The sequence below is a fragment of the Emticicia aquatilis genome (assembly GCF_014644295.1).
Lineage (GTDB): Bacteria > Bacteroidota > Bacteroidia > Cytophagales > Spirosomataceae > Emticicia > Emticicia aquatilis.
On record NZ_BMKK01000001.1, the window covers coordinates 471,748 to 490,820 of the forward strand.

Annotated in this window: 26 protein-coding genes; 21 read left to right on the forward strand and 5 right to left on the reverse strand. The window is 35.4% G+C overall.

Annotated elements, in window-relative coordinates:
- Positions 1-184 precede the first annotated feature (184 nt).
- Positions 185-706 carry a hypothetical protein gene (locus IEX65_RS02030; protein WP_188764138.1) on the forward strand — a complete coding sequence of 174 codons (522 nt, stop codon included), beginning with the start codon at positions 185-187 and terminating at the stop codon, positions 704-706.
- A 176-nt stretch (positions 707-882) separates the two neighbouring features.
- Here the strand turns inward: IEX65_RS02030 and IEX65_RS02035 are convergent, their stop codons facing one another.
- Positions 883-1,206 carry a winged helix-turn-helix transcriptional regulator gene (locus IEX65_RS02035; RefSeq protein WP_188764139.1) on the reverse strand — a complete coding sequence of 108 codons (324 nt, stop codon included), beginning with the start codon at positions 1,204-1,206 and terminating at the stop codon, positions 883-885.
- Between the two features lie 140 nt (positions 1,207-1,346).
- Here IEX65_RS02035 and IEX65_RS02040 point away from each other — a divergent pair, with 140 nt between their 5' ends.
- The 12 genes from IEX65_RS02040 (at position 1,347) to IEX65_RS02095 (ending at position 10,124) form a co-directional block, all read left to right on the forward strand.
- Complete coding sequence (locus tag IEX65_RS02040) at positions 1,347-2,204, forward strand: CPBP family intramembrane glutamic endopeptidase (RefSeq protein ID WP_188764141.1); 858 nt, start codon at positions 1,347-1,349, stop codon at positions 2,202-2,204.
- The gene (locus IEX65_RS02045) at positions 2,201-2,560 is read left to right on the forward strand and encodes a cupin domain-containing protein (protein WP_188764143.1); all 360 of its coding nucleotides are present in this window, start codon (positions 2,201-2,203) and stop codon (positions 2,558-2,560) included. Before IEX65_RS02040 ends, IEX65_RS02045 begins: the two co-directional genes overlap by 4 nt.
- A 272-nt stretch (positions 2,561-2,832) precedes the next feature.
- Complete coding sequence (locus IEX65_RS02050; protein ID WP_188764145.1) at positions 2,833-3,411, forward strand: Crp/Fnr family transcriptional regulator; 579 nt, start codon at positions 2,833-2,835, stop codon at positions 3,409-3,411.
- A gap of 85 nt (positions 3,412-3,496) precedes the next feature.
- Positions 3,497-4,114: a hypothetical protein gene (locus IEX65_RS02055; RefSeq protein WP_188764147.1), complete on the forward strand. Its 618-nt coding sequence runs from the start codon at positions 3,497-3,499 to the stop codon at positions 4,112-4,114.
- A 136-nt stretch (positions 4,115-4,250) separates the two neighbouring features.
- On the forward strand, positions 4,251-4,877 hold the full coding sequence (locus IEX65_RS02060) for a hypothetical protein (protein WP_188764149.1): 627 nt from the start codon (positions 4,251-4,253) through the stop codon (positions 4,875-4,877).
- A gap of 439 nt (positions 4,878-5,316) precedes the next feature.
- Positions 5,317-5,850 (forward strand): carboxymuconolactone decarboxylase family protein, encoded by a 534-nt coding sequence (locus IEX65_RS02065; RefSeq protein WP_188764152.1) that lies wholly within the window; start codon positions 5,317-5,319, stop codon positions 5,848-5,850.
- Between the two features lie 56 nt (positions 5,851-5,906).
- The gene (locus IEX65_RS02070; protein WP_188764153.1) at positions 5,907-6,323 is read left to right on the forward strand and encodes a nuclear transport factor 2 family protein; all 417 of its coding nucleotides are present in this window, start codon (positions 5,907-5,909) and stop codon (positions 6,321-6,323) included.
- On the forward strand, positions 6,320-7,213 hold the full coding sequence (locus IEX65_RS02075; protein WP_188764155.1) for a helix-turn-helix domain-containing protein: 894 nt from the start codon (positions 6,320-6,322) through the stop codon (positions 7,211-7,213). The genes IEX65_RS02070 and IEX65_RS02075 overlap by 4 nt, the downstream gene beginning before the upstream one ends.
- Before the next feature lie 136 nt (positions 7,214-7,349).
- Positions 7,350-7,757, forward strand: coding sequence for a VOC family protein (locus tag IEX65_RS02080; protein WP_188764158.1), 408 nt, complete (start codon positions 7,350-7,352; stop codon positions 7,755-7,757).
- A 39-nt stretch (positions 7,758-7,796) separates the two neighbouring features.
- A complete protein-coding gene (locus IEX65_RS02085) occupies positions 7,797-8,561 on the forward strand; it encodes a helix-turn-helix domain-containing protein (RefSeq protein WP_188764161.1) in 765 nt (254 codons plus the stop codon).
- Positions 8,562-8,705: 144 nt separating this feature from the next.
- Positions 8,706-9,095, forward strand: a complete 390-nt coding sequence (locus tag IEX65_RS02090) for a DUF1398 domain-containing protein (protein ID WP_188764163.1) — start codon at positions 8,706-8,708, stop codon at positions 9,093-9,095.
- Between the two features lie 501 nt (positions 9,096-9,596).
- Positions 9,597-10,124, forward strand: a complete 528-nt coding sequence (locus IEX65_RS02095) for a cupin domain-containing protein (protein ID WP_188764165.1) — start codon at positions 9,597-9,599, stop codon at positions 10,122-10,124.
- Between the two features lie 132 nt (positions 10,125-10,256).
- Here IEX65_RS02095 and IEX65_RS02100 read toward each other — a convergent pair whose 3' ends face one another.
- Positions 10,257-10,598 carry a peptidase associated/transthyretin-like domain-containing protein gene (locus tag IEX65_RS02100; RefSeq protein WP_188764167.1) on the reverse strand — a complete coding sequence of 114 codons (342 nt, stop codon included), beginning with the start codon at positions 10,596-10,598 and terminating at the stop codon, positions 10,257-10,259.
- A 203-nt stretch (positions 10,599-10,801) separates the two neighbouring features.
- On the opposite strand from IEX65_RS02100, the gene IEX65_RS02105 reads away from it, so the two are divergent.
- The 7 genes from IEX65_RS02105 to IEX65_RS02135 all read left to right on the forward strand — a co-directional run bounded on the left by IEX65_RS02105 (position 10,802) and on the right by IEX65_RS02135 (position 16,431).
- On the forward strand, positions 10,802-12,373 hold the full coding sequence (locus IEX65_RS02105) for a CotH kinase family protein (protein ID WP_188764169.1): 1,572 nt from the start codon (positions 10,802-10,804) through the stop codon (positions 12,371-12,373).
- 243 nt (positions 12,374-12,616) lie between these two features.
- Positions 12,617-13,090: a hypothetical protein gene (locus IEX65_RS02110; RefSeq protein ID WP_188764171.1), complete on the forward strand. Its 474-nt coding sequence runs from the start codon at positions 12,617-12,619 to the stop codon at positions 13,088-13,090.
- 12 nt (positions 13,091-13,102) lie between these two features.
- Positions 13,103-13,903 (forward strand): polyphosphate polymerase domain-containing protein, encoded by an 801-nt coding sequence (locus IEX65_RS02115; RefSeq protein WP_188764173.1) that lies wholly within the window; start codon positions 13,103-13,105, stop codon positions 13,901-13,903.
- Complete coding sequence (locus IEX65_RS02120; RefSeq protein WP_188764175.1) at positions 13,872-14,507, forward strand: DUF4956 domain-containing protein; 636 nt, start codon at positions 13,872-13,874, stop codon at positions 14,505-14,507. Before IEX65_RS02115 ends, IEX65_RS02120 begins: the two co-directional genes overlap by 32 nt.
- A 63-nt stretch (positions 14,508-14,570) precedes the next feature.
- Positions 14,571-15,230 (forward strand): DUF2490 domain-containing protein, encoded by a 660-nt coding sequence (locus IEX65_RS02125; RefSeq protein WP_188764177.1) that lies wholly within the window; start codon positions 14,571-14,573, stop codon positions 15,228-15,230.
- Between the two features lie 11 nt (positions 15,231-15,241).
- A complete protein-coding gene (locus IEX65_RS02130) occupies positions 15,242-15,907 on the forward strand; it encodes a DUF2490 domain-containing protein (protein WP_188764179.1) in 666 nt (221 codons plus the stop codon).
- Between the two features lie 11 nt (positions 15,908-15,918).
- Positions 15,919-16,431 (forward strand): DinB family protein, encoded by a 513-nt coding sequence (locus tag IEX65_RS02135; RefSeq protein WP_188764181.1) that lies wholly within the window; start codon positions 15,919-15,921, stop codon positions 16,429-16,431.
- Here the strand turns inward: IEX65_RS02135 and IEX65_RS02140 are convergent.
- On the reverse strand, positions 16,397-16,777 hold the full coding sequence (locus IEX65_RS02140) for a hypothetical protein (protein ID WP_188764184.1): 381 nt from the start codon (positions 16,775-16,777) through the stop codon (positions 16,397-16,399). The genes IEX65_RS02135 and IEX65_RS02140 overlap by 35 nt on opposite strands.
- A 184-nt stretch (positions 16,778-16,961) precedes the next feature.
- Here IEX65_RS02140 and IEX65_RS02145 point away from each other — a divergent pair, with 184 nt between their 5' ends.
- Complete coding sequence (locus IEX65_RS02145) at positions 16,962-17,147, forward strand: hypothetical protein (protein ID WP_188764186.1); 186 nt, start codon at positions 16,962-16,964, stop codon at positions 17,145-17,147.
- Positions 17,148-17,360: 213 nt separating this feature from the next.
- Here IEX65_RS02145 and IEX65_RS02150 read toward each other — a convergent pair whose 3' ends face one another.
- Positions 17,361-17,570: a hypothetical protein gene (locus tag IEX65_RS02150; RefSeq protein ID WP_082892989.1), complete on the reverse strand. Its 210-nt coding sequence runs from the start codon at positions 17,568-17,570 to the stop codon at positions 17,361-17,363.
- Positions 17,571-17,716: 146 nt separating this feature from the next.
- Positions 17,717-18,937: a 4-hydroxy-3-methylbut-2-enyl diphosphate reductase gene (locus tag IEX65_RS02155; RefSeq protein ID WP_188764188.1), complete on the reverse strand. Its 1,221-nt coding sequence runs from the start codon at positions 18,935-18,937 to the stop codon at positions 17,717-17,719.
- Between the last annotated feature and the right edge of the window lie 136 nt (positions 18,938-19,073).

Genomic DNA, 19,073 nt, shown 5'->3' on the forward strand with positions numbered 1-19,073 from the left:
AAAATTAATTTTTGAGAGCCATTAAGTTGCGGAATTAGTGTATTAAATTTCGTGACTTAATGGCTTTTTTATGGATAAAATTCTGCCAACTTGTATTTTGTTAGAAGTCCAACAATTCAAAAAGTACTACAAAATTTTTGTATATTTGGGAGTTGGCAGGCATTTTAAGGACGACAGAAAGTGAATGACAAAATATAGAAAAATACAGACATTAATAATCATTCTTATTGCGACCGTACTCAGTTTCGGTTGCAAAGAAGAAAACCACATTGACAAGTATGAAGTTAATGTAGACTCTTTAAAAACATTACCAGACGGCTTTTATGCATACAGACGTGGCAACATATTTTTTGACAATGAGAAATTTATGATTTGGTATACTTTAGACAACTCCGGAAATGTTAAAGACGTTTTTAGAATCAGCGACATGGCAAACCAGGGTTCAGAGAAAGCAGCTACAATAAACAAATATAACATTGACACAACAGCAAATAAAATTGACATACAAAGGTTTATTGACCTTAGTAGAAAATTTAAGTTCGGACACATTAAAGTTGATAGACTTAACAAGGTTTCATTTTCCTATCGTGACGGACTTTCAGAGCAATATGTAATGACCTTTATTGACAGTTTGAAGGAGAAATATTCAAATAACAAGGACTTTAAAATTTTGACAAATGGGTGGTTTGAATATATCGACAGATAGAAAAACGCCTGCTAACACGGGTTTTGCGTCAGGCGGGCTGACGAACAAACTTGGAGCTTTGTGCTTCTAATAAACCTTAGTAATAAATTGAAACTTTGTGTTTCGAGACTCGCCCGAACGCAAAGTCCTGCCCATTAGTGGCAAACATATCGCCAACACCCTGAGAATTATAAGTTTCAATTTGTTAACATTTGCTTTTCACCCCAACTTCTCATTTGACCAATAAACGGAATTAACTCTTTTCCTGTATCGGTCAATGAATATTCAACCTTGGGTGGAACTTCTAAATAAACTTTTCTGACAATTAGTTCATCGGCTTCCAATTCTTTTAGCGTTTGAGTAAGCATTTTTGGTGTTATACCCACCACTGCTCTTTTTAATTCCCCATATCTCAAAAAACCATCTCTCAGTACCCATAAAATTCGGCCTTTATACTTTCCACCTATTCGTTGGAAAGCATAATCAACTGCACAATGAGCCTTTTTAATTTTATTCTTCATTTATTTTCAAATTTAAGTTACTGATAATCAGCAATACTACCTTTTTAGTATGTAGAGTACTTTATTGTATGTACTTGCTGTAAAGATAATAAGGAGTTTTCTTTGTCTAAAATTTTACTTACAATAAATCAAAAGAAACAATGAATGCATCAATTAAAAAAGTCCTGCATTTTCCAATAACAAAAATTATCGTAGGCATTGTAGTCCCTTTTTCCTTATTCGTAGTAATTCAAAACTTTGTTTTGAAACCATTTTTTTACAGCATTATTCAAGATAAAAATACTGCTAATCCAATTATTCACTTTATTTGTTTTATAGTTTTACTAGCTACCTATTACTATTTATTTCGTTTTTATGATAAAAGAGAAATAACAGAGCTATCCATGAAATTCTTTTTTAAAGAAATGTTTGGAGGGTTTTTCTTTGGTTTTTTTGCAATTTCATTCGTTATTTTCATTTTATATGTATTAGGGTATTATCAAGCTTTTGGTATTACAACAGCTCACTACCCCATCAAATTTTTTACGTTTTTAATGTTTGCGGCCATAGTTGAAGACCTATTTCATAGAGGGTTGATAGTTCGTGTCTGTGAAAATTGGTTAGGAACTCATCTAACCATTGTCATTGCAATGTTAGTTGAGCTTCAACAACACTTTTTCAATCCAAATTTCAACCTATTTAGTCATTTTCTTACTTTGATTTGGGGGTTTACTATGGCAATGATGTTTATCTATGCTAAAAGAATATGGCTGCCTTTTTTCTTCCATTTAGGTTGGAATTTTTCACAGCCATTTTATGGCTCAAATCTTTCGGGGTTAAATAATATGGGCAGTATCATTCAATCAAAATTTAATGGCCCTGAACTATTAACAGGTGGTGCAGTTGGAATTGAAGATTCCATTTTTACAGTAACTTTTTTATTGCTTATTGGAATCATATTTTATTATCTGGCAAAAAGAGAGGGTAAAATTGTAAAAAGCGAACTATTTAAAAGATGAATTTGAAAGATGAGTTTTCAAGTCTTGGCAACTATTTTTCACCAAGGATTATAGGTGAAGTAAATGACCAATATATTAAAGTCGTAAAAATAAAGGGGCAAGAAGTGCCTTGGCATAATCACGAAAATGAAGATGAATTATTCTACGTTGTAAAAGGGACACTTCTAATGGAAATTGAAAATCAGCCAGACCTGATATTGAAAAAAGGCGACTTGTTTGTTGTGAAAAAAGGAAAAAATCACAGAGTTTCTTCAAAAAAAGAGTGTCTGATTATGCTTATTGAATCTAAAACCACTGAACATACAGGAAAAATAACCTCAGCAATTACCAAATCAATAGAAGACCAATTCTGTTAAAGCAATGTAAAGCGATTCATCTAATCAAAAAAATACCAGCCACTAACATGGTGTATTTACGATAGTTGGGCGGACGGGATAAACCTCAACATTTGTAATTCTAATCAGCTTCGGTTTAGGCAGAAGGATTTCTATTGAGCATTAGCTTATTATCATCATCTTTTGTAATTTTATCGGGCTTTGGTTACGGGCCGCAGGAATTCTAATCCCACCTCGCAAACCTCTGCTCATTGGTAGCAAGTGTAACACACAATAGTAATAATAACAAAATTATGAAAAACATACTATTTGACTTTATATCAAAATACATTTCTCTGACAGAAGAAGAGAAAAACGTATTACTCTCTTTAGACATATTCCGCTCAATAAAGAAAGGAACGATTTTACTCAAAGAAGGACAAAAATCGAAAGAAAGCTATTTTGTTTTAAAAGGCTGTATCCGAACATATTATGTCATAGAGGGAGAAGAAAAAACCACAGCTTTCTACACAGAAATGGATGCTCTGACACCTCCTTGTGTCATCAACAAAAAACCTTCCGAATATTATATAAGTTGTAGCGAAGATAGTATTCTCTTGATTTCGAATTCGGATATGGAAGAAGAAGTCAACAGCAAATTTCCAAAGTTTGACCTAATGTGTAAAATGCTGTCAGAGGAATTGCTGGCCAAAGAACGAATAGACTTTGACGAGTTTAAGACGTCTTCTCCCGAACAACGTTACCTAAACTTAATACAAAAACGCCCAGACCTCATTCAGCGTGTACCACAGCACCAACTGGCGAGTTTTTTGGGCATCAAACCTCAATCTTTGAGCAGGCTTCGAGCAAGAATTGTTGAGAAAAAGAGCTAAAAAGCATTTCTTAACTTAAGTGAACGAGTTATAGTATATCGTCTTTTTACTTTTGCCATATCATTTAAAATCAATTAAAACAGATATGCAAAAGAAAAGTTTATTGTTTGCTTTGGCCTTACTGATGGCAGGTAATCTACAAGTGAATGCACAAAATTCTACACAAGATAGCACCTACAAAAAGTGGTTTGTTGGGAGCACACTTTATTTGTTAGGAAATTTAGATAAAACAAACAACCCAGAGTATATACAACTAAATGTTGGTTATAGGATAACACCTAAAGATGTCATCTCTTTTCGATTTAAACGCTCCATTTATGCTTGGCCAATTGGTATCCCTTTTGGGCCATCGTTCGACAAACCAGGTTTGAACTATCCTGGTCATGCCCGCATACTTGCACCAACACTTGGCTATCAACGTTTTTGGTGGAAAGGAGCTTATACATCCGTACAAGCCTTGAATGCTTTTGAAAAATATATGGATGAAAATAATAAAAAGATTGGAAATGGTTACACGCTATATCTGGACTTTTATTTAGGTTATCAGTTTAAGTTTTTTAAAAATCGCTTCTTTTTCGAGCCAGCAATTGGAATTAGTTCTTGGCCTGTAAGAACTAATGTGCCAGCATCTTTTAAAGCAGTAGAACAACGATGGAATAACTACTTTATTCAACCTGGGTTTGATTTTGGTTTTAACTTTTAAAGCTACAATAATTCGATAAAAGCAGTCAAACACTTGAAAAAAAGTAACGAGTAAATCCTTTCTTAACTTAAGTGAACGATTTTAAGTCTATTGCCAATCTACTTTTGTATTAGTATTTAACATCTATTACAAATTTATGAAAAAGCAAATTTTATGGATTGGACTCGCCTTAGTGTTGGCGAGTAGTTTACAGGTGAATGCACAATACGACAAACAAGACAGCACTTACAAACGGTGGTTTATTGGCAGCACAGTATTTTTATTGGGTAATTTGTCCACAACAAATCCCCCAGATTTTGTTCAGCTCAATTTTGGCTATCGGATTACAGGAAAAGACGTAATTACGTTAGAGCCAAAAACTTGGAAATATGCTTGGCCGAACGGTATTCACCCATTTTTAAATAAATCATACGGAAAACCAGAAGAAAAATTTCCGGGATATGTGCGTGAGTATGGGGTATCAGTATCTTACCAGCGATTTTTGTTGAAAGGTTTATATGCTGAATTGAATGTAATGCCTACGTGGCAAAAATTCGTGGATGATGACGGCAAAAAAATTGACAATGGATTTCAGATTTTCAATACTTACCGTGTTGGTTATCACATCAAACTTTTCAAAGACAGATTTTTTATTCAACCATCCATTGCAATTACCCATCGCCCTTATCACACAAAATTACCTAATGGATTTAAACAGCTGGACGATAAATGGTCAAAATTTGTCTTCGGAGAACCAGGATTTCATTTTGGATTTAACTTTTAATAACGTGAGTTCGGGATTAGAATTCTTTTCACAGGTTAAACGCATTAAAATTTTTAGCCGTATAACGGCGTAATATTTGTAGAAATTAGCAATATTATCTTCATTATGAGGTGCATCGCACCGAGCATCGGTCGCCGTAATATCTCGGTGCGATGCACCTCAAATAGTCAGTTTTACTTTTTTTGCTACAATAATTTTGGGGCGATGCCCCGTTTAGAAATTTTAATGCGTTCAACCTATTCTTTTCATAAGACTAACCTAAGTCTTATGAATGTATGACGATAAACTTCAAATTACACTATTTTAGTGCTTGTTAGTCCCTAAATATCATAGATGGGAAAAATGTCCATCTACTCACGCCCTTTGTCCATTTTGTAAGAGCCACAGTCATTGCAACTTTGCAAAGTCAAAAACGACAGAATTTTTAAAGCAATAAACAATGACAAATTTTAATGTTCCTAACAGAGCAGATGTATCTGCAAACAATCAAGAGATTTTCGATAACCTAAAAAAAGGACTCGGTATGGTTCCTAATCTTTATGCGGTTATGGCTCATTCTGATAATGCTTTGGCTAATTATTTGGCTTTCCAGAATGCAAAAACTAATTTCTCAAATAAAGAAAAACAAGCCGTGAATTTGATAGTAAGCCAAGTAAACGAATGTTTATACTGTCAGTCAGCCCACACGCTACTTGGAACAATGAATGGGCTTACCGAAGAACAAACCATTGAAATTAGAAAAGGAAATGCTTCTTTTGATGCTAAACTCAACGCATTAGTGGTTTTAGCAAAGGAAATTACAGAAAAAAGAGGCTTTGTGTCGGAAGTTACAATCAATAACTTTATTGATGCAGGTTACACTAAAGGACATGTTGTAGAAATAGTAATGTTAGTGGCCGAAAAATCAGCGATGAACTATCTACACGCAATTACAAAGGTTGATATTGATTTTCCTGTTGCAAAAAGTATCTAATGAATTTGAATGGGAGTAAAACATCAGTTTTGCTCTCATTTCTAAAATAAACAAAAATGGAAAATAAAAAATACCCTTTGCCCCCGTTTACGCTTGAAACAGCTTTACAAAAAGTACAAATGGCCGAAGATGCTTGGAATACCAAAGACCCAGAAAAAGTATGCTTAGCTTACACCATTGATACTGAATGGAGAAATAGAACTCAATTTATAAATGGACGAGAAGAAGTAAAAAAGTTCTTGACTCAAAAATGGGAAAATGAGTTAGATTATAAACTAAAAAAAGAACTTTGGGGTTTCAGAGAAAACAGAATGGCAGTAAGATTCGAATACGAATGGCATGACCATAATGAAAACTGGTTTAGAAGCTATGGAAATGAATTATGGGAATTTGACGAAAACGGCTTAATGAGAAAAAGATTTGCAAGTATCAATGACTTATCCATTACTGAAGCGGAAAGAAAGCTAAAATGAACAATCAAAATACATTAACTCTTGTAAACCCTACTAATGGAAATCTTGCTTTCAAAATACTATTTTTTGAAAGCAATGCCTTCTTCGACCACATTCAAAGAAATAATTATTACTCTTTAATATGGATTAAAGAAGGTAGCGGAATTCTTAAGTCTGATTTTTCTGAATACAAATTTTCTACAAACCACCTTTTATCTTTTTCGCCATATCAGCCATTTATGCTAATACCAAATGGTTCGATTAGTGGTGTAGCATTGCAATTCCATCCAGATTTTTTCTGCATACATAAACATCAAACAGAAGTAGCCTGCAATGGAGTATTGTTTAATAACATTTATCAGCCACCGTTTGTATTGCTCGACACTAAATCAACGAATACGCTTCAATTGATAATTGAGCAAATTTGTTTTGAAATGCAAAATCCTGCACTGGCCCAAACTGAACTATTGGTTTCTTATCTGAAAATATTCTTGATTACGGCCTCAAGATTAAAAACAGAACAGCACAAACAAGCAAAAGAAGATACGACAAATACTAAAGAACCATTTATTTTACAGTCTCTAAAAGATGCAATTGAGGCTTACTACAGAGAAAAACATGCCGTTAATGAGTACGCTGAAATGCTTAATATTACACCAAAATCATTGGCAAAAATTACTAAAACACATTTAAACAAAAACCTGACAACTTTAATCTCCGAACGTATCATTATTGAAGCAAAACGAGAATTGTATCTTACTAATAAACCAATTAAACAAATTGCATACGAATTAGGCTATCAAGACGAGTATTATTTTAGTAGGTTTTTTAAAACCAATACCGAAATTTCTCCACAGGTTTATCGTAATACCGTTGGGTTTGATAGACAAGCTAAAGTTTCTATAAATTGATACCAAAGGAAGAAATTTTGAGTTTTGTAAAATTGGTTCAGATATACTAAATTTGATTATTAGTGTTTTCAACACTACTCTATGAGAATTGTAACTGATTAAGCATACACAATATAAAAGAGGCTTAAAAAATAATATGGAAAAGCCAAACAACCATAAAACTCCAAAAGTAACGGGCATAGGTGGAATTTTCTTTTTTTCTGAAAATCCTGAAGAACTGCAAAATTGGTATGCTAAAAATTTAGGTATTGAAATGAATGAATGGGGAGGTGCAAGTTTTGATTCCAGAAGTGTTGACAAACCCGAAGAAATCAATAGCCTTCAATGGAATCCTTTTAAACAAGGGAGCGAATATTTTGCTCCTTCAAAAAAGGAATTTATGATAAATTATAGGGTGCAAAATATCGAAGGACTTGTGAGTCAACTCAAAGAAAATGGCGTAACTGTACTCGACGATATTGAAACTTATGATTACGGCAAATTTGTGCATATTATGGATACTGAGGGCAATAAAATAGAATTATGGGAACCCATAAATTCTTAATAACTCAATCAAAGACTATGCTTTGAGCTTAATTAATAAATGAGATTTGAAAAAATCATACCAACTGACCAGCTAAAGCCCTACATCAAATATTTTGTAGTGTCAGAAAACGAACTTGAAAATGAATACAAAGTTTTCCCTTCATCGGGCCTTGTTATCGGTTTTCAATACAAAGGACAACTCGCTACTATTAGTAAAAATACTGAAAGCAAACTAACTTCGGCAGGGATTACTGGGATTAGCGACAGCTATAAAATTTTTAAGAATTCTGCTTGTATCGGCACAATATTAATTTACTTTACCGAAACTGGTTTTACTCATTTTGCATCACATCCCGCCAACGAATTATTTAATTTGAGTCTCTCGCTTGATGATGTTTTTGATAGAAATACTGTAACCGAAGTGGAGGAAAAACTGACTATCGCTACCACTGATAAACATCGAATAAAAATAGTTGAACAGTATTTAATATCACAACTCAACGACATTCAAACCGATAAATTAATTGTTGAGGCAGTTAAACTAATTCATCAGACCAATGGAGCAATCCGCATAAAAGAGTTGAACGATAAACTATCTATTAGCCAAAGTCCTTTTGAAAAACGATTTAGAAAAATAGTTGGTACAACAGCCAAAAAATTTGCTTCAATCGTCCGCTTCAATACAGTTCTTACCCACCTGAATACCTCCAAATCTTTAACGGAAATCTGCTACGAAAACAATTTCTTTGACCAAGCCCATTTCATCAAAGACTTTAAACAGTTTACGGGCAATACTCCCGAAAACTTTAAACGATTTTTGTAGAAAAACGTTTTTTTACAATTACAGCTATTTTAAGCGTTGCAACTTTGCATTGTAATCTCAATGCAATGACATCGACAATCATTCCGACAAGTTTAAGCATTCTGATTACGATTAATCAATTAATCGTTTAAAAGCAAAGAAAATATGTTTACAGTAGAAGAAATCAAAGCTGCTCACGGAAAAGTAAAATCAGGTGCAGACTTCCCAGCTTATATCAGAGAAATCAAATTAATGGGAGTTACTCAGTACGAAGCGTATGTAGAAGATGGTCATATCGACTACCACGGAGGAAAAGACTATACTGCAACTGTTCCTGCCAAGTACGAACCATTAATAATCGCTGATACTTCAAAAATAGAAAAATTTAAGGCAGAATTATTGGCACATCAACAAGGAAAAACAGACTATATTACTTTTATCAAAATGTGTGCAGAAACAGGCATTGAAAAATGGAAAATATGTATCGACAAAATGACCTGTACTTATTTTGATAAAGCAGGTATAGAAATTTTAGTAGAGCAAATACCACAATAAAATGCCCTACAACAATGAGTTTGATATTATTTGGAGATAGCTTAATATGATTTTATTGCCACCATAATTTTTACAACTATTGTGAAATAAAATTTGTAAAAGATTGGGGGATTCAAACTCAAACCTCTAAAAATAACACAAAACTTTGTATATTTGAAAATGGGGCAGTCATTGTAACACATCACGCAAAAACAAGAAAAGAATTTCGACAAAGTAATACGATTTTAACTCGGGTTAATACTTATATTGAATAACGGTTAGAAAGAAATTGCCGAATATTCGCTTGCTTGGCTAAAAAAGAATGGACTTTAACAAGCAAGAAATACACAATACGCACTCATAAAGAAGGTTGTTACGTTCTAATATTTTAATTACTTAATGGCTATTAGTCTGATAATAAGCCTATTAATAAAGACTCTATTTTAAAAGATTTGTATTTCGGCACTTAATTATCAGAAAGCCTAATTAAAGTTCAAATTGGTACTACAATCAATTAATACTATGGATTTATCAGAAAAAGTAACGCCATCTCAAATGCTCAAAGAGGAAAGCGAACAAGGCATCATAGCGTTAAGTATGTACGTTGCACCTAAATACAAAACACCCAAACACTTCCATGAATACTTCACCGAAAATTTCGAGGTGGTCAAGGGAAAAATCACTTTTATTGCTGGTAACGAACGTATTATATTACAGTCCGGAGGGAAAATCTCTGTTCCTGCTGGCACAATTCATGCTTTTCAAAATGATGAGAATACATCGGCAATCGTAAAAGTTTCTGTTTCAGACCACCAAGATGATTTCGTAGCCGCTTTTTCGATTTATCATGGTCTTATTCGTGATGGTCTGGTTGACAAGAAAATGCACCCAAAAAACTTTGGGGACTTGGCCCTGTTTCTTAAACTCACCAATAGTCGTATGCCAGGTTTTGCAAAGTACGTAGTCGAGCCATTTTTCTTACGAGCCGCAGCCAAAGCAGAAGCATCAGGCAGATTGAATGAACTAAAAAATCAATATGCTATTAGCTGAATGCACTGATTCATTATTTCGGGTTGGACAGGTTGCAAATAAATCATCAGCATCATTGAAAATATCAGCTTCAATCATTGGCTGATAAATTTCTGCTATTCCAATACTTCAAACTGTTTACATTATCTCCCCTCACCTACTCAACTTCATAACCGCACCAACAGTATTCGTCGAAAAAACAATTGTATCGGATTTGTAGCCTGTTTTCTCAAAAACTAAGGCTACATTCGAGCAATTTCGTCCCCCATCAATATCACTAAACTTAAAACTCCCACTCGAATCGGTCTTGATACTTTCATAAGATTGGCTCTGCTTATATATCACCACATCAGATAACGCTTTCATATTTTGGGCGTCATATACATTGCCCTCCACTTTTTGCAAACAGTCGCAACTCTGCATAAAAAGCATCATAATTCCCAAAAACAAGTATTTTTTGAGGTTTGACGTACGGAATAAGCATATAATTTTCATGGTAAAGTTTAGTTTTCACGGTGAAACCACATAGCTAAATTACAAAAAAATGGCAGATTATTTCTTTCAATATACACAAATCATGCGTTTTTCGACACCTTGACACGAATCTACCGAAGCCTTCGTCTTTTTGAATATGAAGTAAATATTAAGTTTTTATTAAAATTTCGACCAATCAAAAAGACAAACTTAAAGCACCGATTATGAAATCAAAGATTCTATTTTTTACTGCTATTTTGCTCGTAAGCATCAGTATTTCGTGTAATAAACTAAACGACTCCGAAACCGTTGACCCGATTCATGCAGGTTTAACAGACTGGACAGAAGCTACCCACGGCAAAACTGACCCTAACTATGATGTGGTTTTCCCACAAGATAAAATCAATACGCTCGAAATTACCTTAACAGCCGAAAACTGGGCAGCTATCAGGGCTGATATGAAAACCAAAACAGGCAATGATTTTGGTGTTGGTGGAACCCAAACAGGTGGTCAAGCAGGTGGAGGAATTACTTTTCCAACGGGCGGCGTTACACCACCAACAGGTGGTCAGATGGGTGGCGGAGTTCCGCCAACTGGAGTCAATATTGATAGCCTAAGAGCGGCTATGGGAGGAAATCTTCCAGCTGGAGGCGGTGCCGCAGGCGGTGGAGCATTAGATATTATTCCAGGCGACCCAATCTATGTACAATCATCGGTCAAATTCAATGGTAAAGAATGGTATAAAGTTGGGTTTCGCCTAAAGGGAAATTCGAGTTTATCGCAGGCTTGGAGTGCGGGTATCTATAAATTACCTTTCAAATTACAATTTGATGAATTTGAGGATACAAATCCCGAAATTAAAGACCAACGTTTTTATGGTTTCAAAGAATTTTCTATGTCGCCTGGGCAAGGAGATGCTTCATTAATGCGTGATAAAGTAGTAGCTGATTTGTTTCGTTCGGCAGGAATTCCCGCAGCACGTACTTCTTTCTACAAAATATACATCAACTTTGGCGATGGTCTGAAATACTGCGGTGTTTACACGATGGTTGAGGTCATTGACGATACGATGGTTGAAAATCAATTTGGCGAAGACAAAGGCAATATTTATAAGCCTGAGTCAACTTTCCAGAGTTTCTTACAGGCCAATTTTGAAAAGAAAAACAATGAAGATGCTGCTGACTGGAGCGATGTGCAATCAGTAATCACAGCTCTCAATGCCACTAATCGTACATCAAATTCCGCAACTTGGCGTGCAAACCTCGAAAAAGTGTTTAATGTTGACCATTTCTTGAAAGCTTTGGCTATCAATAATACAATAGTCAACTGGGATGCTTACGGGGCTATGGCTCATAATTATTATCTTTATACGCCAACCGCCACCAAAAAAGTAACGTGGATTCCGTGGGATTTTAACCTTTCGATGACCTCTACAACGACAACTGCGGGCGGAAATACGCAACAACAAGGCGGTGGTGCTGGTGGCATGAGAGGGGTTTCGCTCGAAATGACAGAAGTAGCTGCCAGTTGGCCTTTAATCAGATATTTGGCCGATGACGCAACGTATTACGCAAAATATAAGTCTTATGTTAAAGATTTTAATGATAACTATTTCACAAGTGCCAAAATGAACGCCATTTTTGATAAAAACTACAACTTGATTTCATCATCAGTTATGCAGGAAGTTGCTCCATATTCATATTTATCAAATACGGCAGCGTTCACGAGTGCTATTACACAGCTAAAAGCTCACGTCGTGACTCGCAATCAGGCAGTTGCTACATTTTTAAAATAGCAATCGTTATTTCAGGAGAGTTGAAACTATCAACTCTCCTGAAATACAGACTAATAAAATTATTAAAAAATCTGTGTAAATCAGTGATAGAACATCAGTGTCATCCGTGTGCCAAAATTTACAAGAGTAAGTAATAAAATCAGCATTAGGGTAGTTTTATTTCAAGTATTAAATTTTGTAACGATATTGCTAAGCTATTCAAGTTTGCTTAGAAACAGTAAGTGAAAACGATAAACTAAAAACATGAGAATTTTAATTTTGCTTTTAATGCCTTTCTGTCTTTTGGCACAATCGAAAAAAGATATTCGTAAAAATGGAGTCAAAGGAATTACCGAGGTTGTCGTAGAATATGAAAACGGAAAAGAAGTTAGCCACAACGATGTAACAAAGAAATTTGATAAAGAAGGTGAAGTTATTTTGGAGGTCAATTACGATAAAAACGGAGCATTAAAAGACAAAACTGCCACAAAATTCAATAAAGATGGCGATAAAATCGAAGAAGCCACTTTCGATGCCACAGGCAAGCAAATCAATCGTTTTGTCTATAAATACAATGCCGATGGCGAAAAATCGGAGGAAATTAAGTACGATGCAAAAAATGTTCTTATCAGCCGTTCGGTTTATGTAATCAATGCCAAAGGACTTAAAACCGAAAAGAAAACCTACGATGCAAAGGGTAAATTGATTCAGACCAAGAAGTATATTTATGAGTTTTAAAGCCCGCCCATTATGACACCAAATATTTTTTTTGAAAAAATACAAGAAGAAGTAAAGCTCTTTGAGCCAATTACTTTAGCCGAAATGGAAGGTGTGAAACTAATGGACAGAATGGATGTAAAATACCTGATTCCAGTAAATTTATTACCTAATATTTTGGCCGATGCCAAACAGTACTATAAACTCTTAGAAATTGAGAATCAACGAATTTGCCCTTATCAAACGCTTTATTACGACACCGAAGATTTAAGGCTCTATCACCAGCATCAAGTAGGTAAGCAAAATCGGTATAAAGTGCGTTCACGCAATTATGTTGGCTCAAATTTGCAGTTTTTTGAAGTAAAATTTAAGAATAACCACGGTCGAACCATCAAAAAACGTATCAAAACCAATGGCATCAATGAGCCTTATTTGCACGATGAAAGTTCAGCTTTTTTAAGCAAAATCAGTCCACTCGAACCCGAAAATTTGCAGGGTGTGATGTGGGTAAATTATAGCAGACTTACTCTCGTAAGCAAGCAAAGCCCCGAACGCCTCACGATTGATTTGGAGCTTACATTCAAGAACGACTCAAAAGAAGTTCAATATGCTCAAATAGCGATTGCCGAAATCAAGCAAGAAAAAGTGGGAGCATCGCCGATACTTGATATTCTGAAAAAATACCAACTTAAATCGGGGTCAATAAGTAAATATTGCTTCGGAATCATCAGCCTCTTTGAGGGCGTCAAACAAAACAATTTCAAAAAACACCTAAAAAGAATTTCAAAAACCTTACACCAATATGAATCTTTTACAGCAAACGCTATCGCCTGACACCCTACAATCCGTCCAAGCAGCTTCTTTTGAGTTATTTGATAAGCTTTCAAGCAAATTCTTTATTCGTTTATTCATTGACTTAGTCTCGGTTTTTGTACTAATCCGCCTGATTTTCTACAAAAACTACAAGAAAGCCGACCAATATCTCACGTTTTTTGCGTTCAACTTGGTTATTTTCTTGATAACTTATTTGCTCAATAAAGTAGAGATGAGCATGGGAGCTGCCTTTGGTTTGTTTGCCGTTTTTTCGATGCTTCGCTACCGCACCGAGAGTATCTCTACCAAAGATATGACCTATCTGTTTTTGGTCATTGCCATCGGCCTACTTTCGGCCATCAGCAAAGGCGGCTGGGACGAACTGGCACTCTTAAATAGCATTATTTTATTTGCTACTTTTTTGCTCGAAAGCAATTGGCTCATCAAAAAAGAGTTTACCAAAAACATCGTTTACGATAATATCAATCTTATTACTCCCGAAAAACGCCCCGAATTACTGGCAGATTTAAAAAAACGTACGGGCTTTAATATTCATCGAGTAGAAATCCAAGAAATTGATTTCTTGAAAGACGCCACCCGAATGACTATTTACTTTTATGAATAATTTCCTCCTAAACATTTGTCTTGATTCTTCATGGCTGATGTTTCATTACTAAACTTTTCCTTTATGAACAACTACCTTAGAATAATTACCCTATTATTTATTTCGTTAGTCACTTTTGCCCAAAAGTCAGAAGTTGATTTACAAACTCGTGGCTCGGTTTCGCTTGATGTAGATTTCAAAAAAGGTTGGAGTCTCGGCACCGAATATCGAGTAAAATTCAACGAAAACTCAAGCAATTATCGTGGTTCTTATTTTTATTTAGAAGGCGATAAGAAAATAAATAAATTTCTTTCGGCTGGAGTAGCCTACCGCTTTGGCGTGGTTGATGGCGAAAATTTTCACCGATTTGCAGGAAATGTAGAAGGAAAATATAAACTCAAGAAATTCACGTTTTCGTTGCGTGAAACCTACCAATCTCAGAAAAAAACGTTTATCGGCGATGATGAAGGAACAGCCGAAAACTATCTCAGAACTCGACTCGGAGTGAAATATGCTGTCACTAAAAAATTAGATTTTAGCCTTTCAACTGAGCCTTTCATGCACAAAAAAGACGGAGTTTTCGAGACAGATTTTTGGCGAAACCGTGCGGGTATCAGTTACGAATACATGAAAAACAAAAGTGTTAATTTATACTACATTTGGCAGCCAGATGTTAACAAAAAATATCCTGACACCAAAAATATCATAGGCATTAACTTTATTTTTGGCATTAAAGCACGATAAAACCTATATAAATGCGATACTCACTTACTCTTTTTCTTTTCTTCGGAATCTCGCTGATTGCATCGGCTCAAAAATCAACTACTGATTTCCAGACTTGGTATGATGCTTCTGTAAAACTAAATCTGAGAAAAGGCTGGGAAGTGTCAAGTCGGTATCGCATTCGTTTCAACGAAAATGCGAGTAATTATCGTGGGTCGTATTTATTTTTAGAAGGCGAAAAAAAACTAAACAAATACTTTAAAATTTTAGCCAACTATCGCCTTGCATTGGTAGAAGGCAATAATTATCACCGTTTCTTGATTGGTACAAATGCTCAGTTTAAGGTAAACGACTTTACGTTTTTTACTCGCCCAATGGTACAGTACCAAAAACAATACTTTGTCAATGATGAAAGCACCCTCAACGATAGCGATAGTTATCTTCGTTTACGCACGGGGCTTAAATACAAAATCAATAAACACTGGGACACCTACGCTTATGCCGAGCCTTTTCTAAAAATCAAACAAGGCGAAAGTCTATTTACGTCTTTTTGGCAAAATTCGCTTGGTCTAAGATATGAGTACAGTAAAAACAAATACGCAACTTTGTATTATATTTGGCAACCCGAAGTAAATAAAAAATACCCCGATACCAATCAAATAGTAGGTATAAGCTTCGAGTTTGAAATAAAGCCTTGATAATCAAAGACATGTCGAAACCACTTGAAGTATGGTTGCGTGGGCCACTGCCCGATGTACCTCCTCTCCTACAACCCATTGCTCACGCACTTTTGCAAGCTCAAGAAGAATTGCACGAATATCTAAACGATTTTCCCGATTCTTTACTTTGGCAACGCCCAGCAGGTGTGGCTTCGGTAGCTTTTCATTTGCAGCATCTAACGGGTGTACTCGACCGCATCTTTACGTATGCTCGTGGAGAATCATTGTCCGAAACTCAGATGCAAGCCCTAAAAGCCGAAGGAATAGAAGATTCTGAGTTAAAAGTTCAGCAACTCATAGAGGCCTTCGACCAACAAGTGGAAATGGCCATTAATCAACTGAAAAGTACCGATGAAGCTACTTTAACCGAAGTCAGAGGCGTTGGGAGAGCAAAAATTCCTTCGACTGTGATTGGGTTACTTTTTCATGCAGCCGAACACACAACGAGGCATCTGGGGCAACTTTTGGTTACTTCAAAAGTTGTAAGGCAGACAATTGATTAATAAGCTTAACGGCACTTTGTTTATCGCCCAAAAGTAGTTTTTCATGAATTTTCCGAATGGCTATTTTTGTTTTTTTTGAGCCAACCAAATCCTCCAAAGCGTTTTCGGTGGCATATAAACTTCCGTTTATTTCAACCATATCGGCATCCATCAGCACAGCAGCACGCAGTTTGCTAATATTAGATTCTACCACCACATTTTTATTTTGTTCGGGCGAGTTCTCAACCAAAAACTTTTCGCCTTTAGGCATACCACTAAAGGCATAATAGCAGATTATCAACATAAAAATTGCTAAAGTAAGCAGGTTTTGAAAATGATTTTGGCGAGACGGAAACGTTGTTTGCATCAACTTTGTTTTTATTACAAAATAAGCGTGCAGATGTTAGGAAGAGTTTATCGGAATATTAAGAAAAGGTAAAGTTTATAAATTCATAAAATAGAACCTTTATTTACGATTTCTTAACATTGGCACAATTTTTAGTTCATAGTATAGTACGACCTTTGTGTCAGTAAATTTTAAAACAAAGTAAATGATTAAGAGTAAATTCAGATTAAACCAAACTCACTGGAAATACACAGTGAGAACCACAAACGGACTCAGCGAAGAGCGTTTGTATGAAGACACCGACGAAGATTTGTACGGTGATGCCTTCGAGGGCGATGATTTTGATGAGGTTTTCGATAATTCTATCGAGAATTTCTCAATTGCCGCCTAATTTTTAGTACGATTTATAAGATTTAAAGATAGACGTAATATAAGAAATAAAGGTTTTTAGAATTATTTGTCTATCATCTTAAAGATTCATCATATAGTTTTGTTTAGGTTAGTAATCAAAGAATTAGCAGGGAGATTTTCACTCTGCTTTATTTTGTTTCCAACCAACATCAAAAACAGAAGCCCTTCGATTTAGGTCGAAGGGCTTCACTATTTAAACACTTACTGTTACTTGGGTTTTACGAAATGTTCGATTAAGAATTCCTCGGTAGATACTTCCGAAACGCTCGTAGCACCATTTCCTTAGTTCTCGAATTTCCTTGAAGGATAATAGTTTAAGGCCTTTTTTTAATTCTTTTTCAAACAGTTCTCTCTCGAAACTGACTTTTTCTAAAATCAGTTTTACATACTCAATCATCTTCATAGAACATCTACTTTTTATAATGAACTGATGGGTTATAGAGGAAATGTTATGTAAATTTAAAAACAAATTATTGTATTATCCAAAGATTTTACAGGATATTTGTTAGCAATCTCATTTCGACTCTCAACCTGTTTTGGCTATTTAGTCTATAACGCCAAAAGTAGCTCGTCTATTTCTTGAGTAGTATTAAAAAATGATAAAATTTTCAAGAGAACTGCCTCCATAACTGCATCGGGGCAAGACGCTCCACAAGTAAGCATAATGGTAGTTTTTTCCTTTTCCGATAGAAAATCGCCTATAATTTCTTGCTTTTTATGCAAATCGTAGCGTTTTATTAGATTTTTATCTAAAATACTCTCATGCGATTTAATAAAAAACGTAGGAAGTTTTTCTTCGCAAAGTTCAACCAAATGCGATGTATTCGAGCTGTTATATCCACCCACAACTACCGCCAAATCGGCTTCATTTTCTAACAAAGCGTAGGTTGCTTCTTGATTATCGTTGGTTGCGTAGCAAAGTGTGTCACGAGTATTGGCAAAATAACGTTCTACTTCGGCAGGTTGGGCGTTATGATGCTCAGTTATTACCTTTTTTAGGTAGTCGGCAATACCTTGCGTATCTGATGCCAACATTGTGGTTTGGTTCACCACTCCGATTCGTTCTAAATCTCGTTCGGGGTCAAAACCTTCCGAATATTGTCCTGCAAAATCTGCGTAGAATTGCCCTTTTGGAAGTTCACGAGTAATATATTTGGCCAAACGCTCCGCTTCTTTGATGTCGTTTACAACTACGGTTGGAGCATTTTGCTTACTGTGCGAAAAAGTCGCACGGGTTTCTTCGTGGTTAGGTTTCCCGTGTACCACAATGCTGTATCCACGCTCACCGATTTGTCCAGCACGATTCCAAACTTTCTCAACAAATGGGCAAGTCGTATCGTATTTATAGGGGTCTATTCCGAGCGACGAAAGTTGCTGTTGAATCTCAATGGTTGTTCCGAAAGCTGGCACAACAACGGCATCTTCGGGCTTCAACTCTTGCCAGTCGATTAATTGATTTCCCTTCGTATCCATCAAAAACTGCACTCCTTGCGATAGCAAATCGGCATTTACATCAGGATTGTGAATCATTTCGCTCAAGAAAAAGATTCGCTTATCGGGGTTTTCAGCAATGGTTTTGTAGGCAATCTCAACGGCATTTTCTACCCCATAACAAAAGCCAAAATGTCTGGCAATCAGAAACTTAACCGAGCCAAAATCAAGTATAGTTGGTGTAAAATCTTTTTTGAGTTTATCTTTACTTCGGCGAGCTTCCTTGATTTTACCGATGATATTGCTCTTATAAATTTCTGGAATGACAAATGATTTCATATTTATTGAAGCTAAAAGCTGATAGCCGAAGCCAATCACTAATTTATTTACAAATCTAACAGATGATTTACATATAATGAGGAATTATCTGTATTTTCGCACAACTTAACACTTATCAGAAAACAGTAAAAAACTG

Excerpts from the sequence above, each read along its gene's own strand:
- IEX65_RS02095 (WP_188764165.1), top strand. The coding sequence starts at position 9,597 with ATGGATTTATCAGAAAAAGTAACGCCATCTCAAATGCTCAAAGAGGAA.
- IEX65_RS02085 (WP_188764161.1), top strand. The coding sequence starts at position 7,797 with ATGAGATTTGAAAAAATCATACCAACTGACCAGCTAAAGCCCTACATC.
- IEX65_RS02105 (WP_188764169.1), top strand. The coding sequence starts at position 10,802 with ATGAAATCAAAGATTCTATTTTTTACTGCTATTTTGCTCGTAAGCATC.
- IEX65_RS02070 (WP_188764153.1), top strand. The coding sequence starts at position 5,907 with ATGGAAAATAAAAAATACCCTTTGCCCCCGTTTACGCTTGAAACAGCT.
- IEX65_RS02055 (WP_188764147.1), top strand. The coding sequence starts at position 3,497 with ATGCAAAAGAAAAGTTTATTGTTTGCTTTGGCCTTACTGATGGCAGGT.
- IEX65_RS02060 (WP_188764149.1), top strand. The coding sequence starts at position 4,251 with ATGAAAAAGCAAATTTTATGGATTGGACTCGCCTTAGTGTTGGCGAGT.
- IEX65_RS02065 (WP_188764152.1), top strand. The coding sequence starts at position 5,317 with ATGACAAATTTTAATGTTCCTAACAGAGCAGATGTATCTGCAAACAAT.
- IEX65_RS02045 (WP_188764143.1), top strand. The coding sequence starts at position 2,201 with ATGAATTTGAAAGATGAGTTTTCAAGTCTTGGCAACTATTTTTCACCA.
- IEX65_RS02075 (WP_188764155.1), top strand. The coding sequence starts at position 6,320 with ATGAACAATCAAAATACATTAACTCTTGTAAACCCTACTAATGGAAAT.
- IEX65_RS02080 (WP_188764158.1), top strand. The coding sequence starts at position 7,350 with ATGGAAAAGCCAAACAACCATAAAACTCCAAAAGTAACGGGCATAGGT.
- IEX65_RS02145 (WP_188764186.1), top strand. The coding sequence starts at position 16,962 with ATGATTAAGAGTAAATTCAGATTAAACCAAACTCACTGGAAATACACA.
- IEX65_RS02110 (WP_188764171.1), top strand. The coding sequence starts at position 12,617 with ATGAGAATTTTAATTTTGCTTTTAATGCCTTTCTGTCTTTTGGCACAA.
- IEX65_RS02050 (WP_188764145.1), top strand. The coding sequence starts at position 2,833 with ATGAAAAACATACTATTTGACTTTATATCAAAATACATTTCTCTGACA.
- IEX65_RS02115 (WP_188764173.1), top strand. The coding sequence starts at position 13,103 with ATGACACCAAATATTTTTTTTGAAAAAATACAAGAAGAAGTAAAGCTC.
- IEX65_RS02150 (WP_082892989.1), bottom strand. The coding sequence starts at position 17,570 with ATGAAGATGATTGAGTATGTAAAACTGATTTTAGAAAAAGTCAGTTTC.
- IEX65_RS02130 (WP_188764179.1), top strand. The coding sequence starts at position 15,242 with ATGCGATACTCACTTACTCTTTTTCTTTTCTTCGGAATCTCGCTGATT.
- IEX65_RS02140 (WP_188764184.1), bottom strand. The coding sequence starts at position 16,777 with ATGCAAACAACGTTTCCGTCTCGCCAAAATCATTTTCAAAACCTGCTT.
- IEX65_RS02155 (WP_188764188.1), bottom strand. The coding sequence starts at position 18,937 with ATGAAATCATTTGTCATTCCAGAAATTTATAAGAGCAATATCATCGGT.
- IEX65_RS02040 (WP_188764141.1), top strand. The coding sequence starts at position 1,347 with ATGAATGCATCAATTAAAAAAGTCCTGCATTTTCCAATAACAAAAATT.
- IEX65_RS02135 (WP_188764181.1), top strand. The coding sequence starts at position 15,919 with ATGTCGAAACCACTTGAAGTATGGTTGCGTGGGCCACTGCCCGATGTA.
- IEX65_RS02100 (WP_188764167.1), bottom strand. The coding sequence starts at position 10,598 with ATGAAAATTATATGCTTATTCCGTACGTCAAACCTCAAAAAATACTTG.
- IEX65_RS02030 (WP_188764138.1), top strand. The coding sequence starts at position 185 with ATGACAAAATATAGAAAAATACAGACATTAATAATCATTCTTATTGCG.
- IEX65_RS02090 (WP_188764163.1), top strand. The coding sequence starts at position 8,706 with ATGTTTACAGTAGAAGAAATCAAAGCTGCTCACGGAAAAGTAAAATCA.
- IEX65_RS02125 (WP_188764177.1), top strand. The coding sequence starts at position 14,571 with ATGAACAACTACCTTAGAATAATTACCCTATTATTTATTTCGTTAGTC.
- IEX65_RS02035 (WP_188764139.1), bottom strand. The coding sequence starts at position 1,206 with ATGAAGAATAAAATTAAAAAGGCTCATTGTGCAGTTGATTATGCTTTC.
- IEX65_RS02120 (WP_188764175.1), top strand. The coding sequence starts at position 13,872 with ATGAATCTTTTACAGCAAACGCTATCGCCTGACACCCTACAATCCGTC.